Annotated in this window: 2 protein-coding genes; both read left to right on the top strand. The window is 68.1% G+C overall.

Going from position 1 to position 4,223, the window contains the following annotated elements:
* Positions 1–749: 749 nt before the first annotated feature.
* Positions 750–2,144 carry a DUF930 domain-containing protein gene (locus TSB10GB4_RS13595; protein ID WP_186396199.1) on the top strand — a complete coding sequence of 465 codons (1,395 nt, stop codon included), beginning with the start codon at positions 750–752 and terminating at the stop codon, positions 2,142–2,144.
* Positions 2,145–2,241: 97 nt separating this feature from the next.
* Complete coding sequence (locus TSB10GB4_RS13590) at positions 2,242–3,849, top strand: site-specific DNA-methyltransferase (RefSeq protein ID WP_186396198.1); 1,608 nt, start codon at positions 2,242–2,244, stop codon at positions 3,847–3,849.
* Positions 3,850–4,223: the final 374 nt, after the last annotated feature.

The following is a 4,223-nucleotide window of genomic DNA, read 5'->3' as shown; positions in this document are numbered from 1 at the left end:
CCGTCTTCCACAGGCTGATCGCAAACGGAAAGAAGCCAATCGTCGCCCTCACAGCCCTCATGCGAAAGATCGTCGTCATCCTCAACGCCAGAACGAGAGACCACCTCAACGATATGAGTTGATGACGGCCGAGAGGATGTGAGGCCATTCCTCCCTCTCGGATGTCGTCCCGGTCGCGCGTGAGCGCGAACCGGGAACCATTGGCCTCCTCAGCGGAGGTTTGTCGCACTCGACCTTTCCCCGCGTCTCCCCGGACGGGCATCGCGAGATCCGGAACCGGCGAGCCACGGCGGGTGTGGGGACGGCCGGGAGCGCGCCCCATAGGCTCTCGGCTCGCCGGTCCCGGCTCGGCGCTCGCGCGCCGTCCGGGAGGACGCGGGGAGGGGACTGCCGCGCCGGAGGACGCAGGGAGGGGTTTGCGCGCCGGAGGACGCGGGGAGGGACTGCCGCGCCGGAGGACGCAGGGAGGGGCGTACCATCGATCACGCTCGCGCGAGAGCGGGGCGGCGCGCGTTTGCCGCCTCCCTTTTTCCCCGAAGCTGGGGTAGGCGTAGCAGCGGGCGGGCGACACACGCGGCCCGACCCACCAACCGGAGAGACGGGGCCCGACCCTGAGACAGCCGAGCGACACTGAGGAGCCGGGGTTTTTCCCCTCGCCGCCGGGCGAGCGGGCGGGCGACGCCGTGCCCGCGCCCCCCGTCGTGTCTCCTGCCGTGCCCGCCGTTGTGTCTCCTGCCGCGCCCGCCGCTATGCCGGATGTCGCGGCCGAACTCGCCCCCGGCGAGGCCGCGAGGCAACCGGGCGAGGGGCCGGCCGGGCGCGAGCGGATCGGCGCCGGCCTTGCCCTGTCGCTGCTGCTGCACGGGGCGATTGCCGCATTGGTGTTGCTCGGCCCGGAGGCGGCGCGCGTGCTGCCGCCCGTCACCGACGAGCCGATCGAGGTGGTGCTGGTCGCCCCGCCGCCGCCCGCGCGGGACGAGGACCAGCCGGCGGAGGAGGAGGGGGCGCAGGCCGAGCCGCCGCCCCCGCCCGCCCCGGAAGAGGAGCCCACAGAGGAGCCGGCTGCCGAGGACGCGGAGCAAGAGGAGCAACCGGCCGCGGAGACGCCGCCCGAGCCGCAGGAGCCGCCCCTCCCCCAGTCGGAGACGGCCGCGGCGCCGCGCGTGCTCATCCCCGTCACCGAATTCGCCGAGGAGGACAGCGGCGGCGCTGAGCGGGACGGCGAGATCGCCGCGCGCGAGAGCACCGACCCTCCCAGCGAGCCCACGCCCGACGCAGGCGGGGAAGCGCAGGCGGACGAGGCGCCCGCCGGGACTGACACTGAGGCTGGCACTGAGACTGGTGAGCAGGCTGGTGAGCAGGCTGGCGAAGGCGCGCCGCAAGAGGAGGCCGCCGCGCCGGAGACGGAGATGGAGACGGCTGACGCGCCGGCTGAGCAGCCGGAGCCGGAGACAGAGACGGAGACAGAGACGGAGGTGGCGGCGCTGACCGATCCGGGCCGCACCGAGACGGAGACAGCGACGGGTGTGGAAGCGCCCGAGGCGCTGGCGGCACCAGGTGACGAGATCGGTGACGAGATCGGCGACGTGATCGGCGAGGGCATCGGCCTGCCACGGGCAAAGCCGGAGGAGATCGCCCGCCTTGCCGAGGCGCCCGCCGATCCCCGCGCGCGGGCCGAGGCGGTGGCACGGGCCATCGCCGCGACGACGCCGGGCTCCGGCGGGCTGGACTTCGCCCGCCCCGGCAGGGGCGCCGGTGGCGGGTCTTCCGGGGATCTGTCCGGCGGTACGACGGCAACTCGCCTGTTCTCGCGCGAGATTTCCGACGATCCGCGCATGCGCACGGCGATGAACGGCATGCCGCACTCGGCCCGTGTCGACCTGTTGTGCATGACCGAGTTGCGGGCGCAGCTAAGGGTCGCGACGCCCCCTTATCACGCGGACCTTCTGCCCTCGTTCCGGCTGGAGAGCGGCACGGTGCTGGAGCCGCGCCGGGCGGCCTTCCGCGCCGGCGGCCAGTGGTACGACCTCGCCTTCCGCTGCGAATTGAACACGCAGGTGACCCGCGTCGAGCGCTTCACCTTCCGCGTCGGCGCGCCGGTGCCGCGTTCGGACTGGTCGGCCCGCGGCTTCCCGAGGAATTGAGGCCGGGCTTGCATCATCGGCGGGCGCGGGACAGTCTGGCGGCGGTGCGAATCCCGTGCGGCCGCAACGGAATTCGGGGCGGCGGGGAAAGTGGCGGATGACCAACAAGCTCTATTATGGCGACAATCTCGGCGTGCTGCGCGACCATGTCGCCGACGAGAGCGTCGATCTTGTCTATCTCGACCCGCCGTTCAACTCCAACGCCACCTACAATGTGCTGTTCAAGGCGCCGGACGGGGCGCAGAGCCAGTCGCAGATCGAGGCCTTCGACGACACCTGGCAATGGGGCGAGACCGCCGAGGACGCCTATTGGCAGGTGCTGAAAGGGCCGAACAGCGAGGCGGCGCGCATGCTGGAGGCGATGCGCGGCTTTCTCGGCGAGAACGCCATGATGGCCTATCTCGCGATGATGGCGATCCGCCTCATCGAACTGCACCGGGTGCTGAAGCCGACCGGCAGCCTCTATCTGCATTGCGACCCCACAGCCAGCCACTATCTCAAGATCCTGCTGGATGCGATCTTTGGGGCGCGGAATTTTCGCAACGAGATTACATGGAAGCGTACAACAGCACATAGTGACACTAAGGGTCGATTTAGCCATGTAACCGATATTATACTATTTTATGTAAAATCGGATTCTGCGACCTGGAACGCGCAATATGGCGAGCACTCCGATTCATATAAAGAAAGCCACTATAGGCATACGGATAAGGACGGGAGACGTTACCGTCATGATAATATAATACGTTCACACAGCATGGGGCCGCGCCCAAATTTGGTGTATGAATATAAAGGATACACGCCACCCCATGGTTGGCGCGTGGTGCGCCAGAAATTAGTTGAGATCGATGAGGCTGGTCGCATCTATTGGTCCCGTTCAGGGACCCCTTATCTTGTTCGCTATCTGGACGAACAGAAAGGCGAGATCGTAGACAATCTCTGGACGGACATTTTTCCCGTCAACTCGCAAGCTAGAGAACGTCTCGGCTATCCGACCCAGAAACCCGTGGCGCTGCTGGAGCGGATCGTTTCCGCCTCGTCCAATCCGGGCGACGTGGTGCTCGATCCCTTTTGCGGCTGCGGCACCACCGTGCATGCGGCGCAGAAGCTCGGGCGCGCCTGGATCGGCATCGACGTCACCCATCTCGCCATCTCGCTGATCGAGCGGCGGCTGCGCGACGCCTTCGGCACGGATGCCCGCTTCACCACCTATGGCGTGCCCAAGGACATTGGCGCGGCGCGCGATCTCGCTGCCCGCGACAAGCACGAATTCGAGAAATGGGCGATCTCGCTCATCCCCGACGCGCAGCCCTTTCGCGGCGGCAAGAAGGGCGCGGACACCGGCATCGACGGCATCGTCTACATGCGCACCGAGAAGAACCGCACCGACAAGGCGATCGTCGAGGTCAAGGGCGGGGGCGTCTCGGTCGACCAGATCCACAAGCTCAAGAGCGTCATCGAGCGGGAAAAGGCGCTGGTCGGCCTGTTCGTGACGCTGACCCCGCCGACCAAGCCGATGATCGCCGAGGCCGCCGCCGCCGGCTTCGCCGACACCGCGTTCGGGCGGGTTCCGCGCCTCCAGATCCTGACCATCGAGGGGATCCTCGAACACCGGGAAGTGCCGCGCCTGCCGGCCGTCGACTCGTCCGCCTTCAAGAAGGCGCCCAAGGAGAAGCAGCAGGGACAGACCTCCCTCGACCTGTGAGGCCGCGCCGCCATGGGTGGGCGTCCTCGCTGTCTGTCGTGGTGCTGCCGATGTGCTGCCGATGTGCCGTTCCCTTCGCGCCTGCCTCTCCCGGCGTCATTCCGGGCGAGCATCGCGAGACCCGTATGTGGACGGCCCCCTGAGGGCAAGCGATTAGTTGAGGCTCGCTCGGATCGACAGCGGTTCGTATGTCCGGCCTGTTTCGGCGGCATGGTGAACCGCCATGGCCCAAGATGGGTTGCGCGTGGGGCGGCGCCTAACGGAACCACGGCCTCGACGGCCGGTCGGGTCGCACGGCGTGTCCGCCTCACGTGATCGATCGAACGCTCCATCTCCCTCTCGGCTTGCCGCTCCCTCAAGCCCGGCCGGCGTGG

It is taken from the genome of Stappia sp. TSB10GB4, from assembly GCF_900185745.1.
In the GTDB taxonomy this organism is placed as follows: domain Bacteria; phylum Pseudomonadota; class Alphaproteobacteria; order Rhizobiales; family Stappiaceae; genus Stappia.
Note: the sequence above shows the minus strand (reverse complement) of the source record. Positions and strands in the feature narration are given on the sequence as shown.

Bases quoted from the DNA above. Each gene is read 5' to 3' on its own strand.
- TSB10GB4_RS13595 (WP_186396199.1), top strand. From the start codon at position 750: ATGCCGGATGTCGCGGCCGAACTCGCCCCCGGCGAGGCCGCGAGGCAA.
- TSB10GB4_RS13590 (WP_186396198.1), top strand. From the start codon at position 2,242: ATGACCAACAAGCTCTATTATGGCGACAATCTCGGCGTGCTGCGCGAC.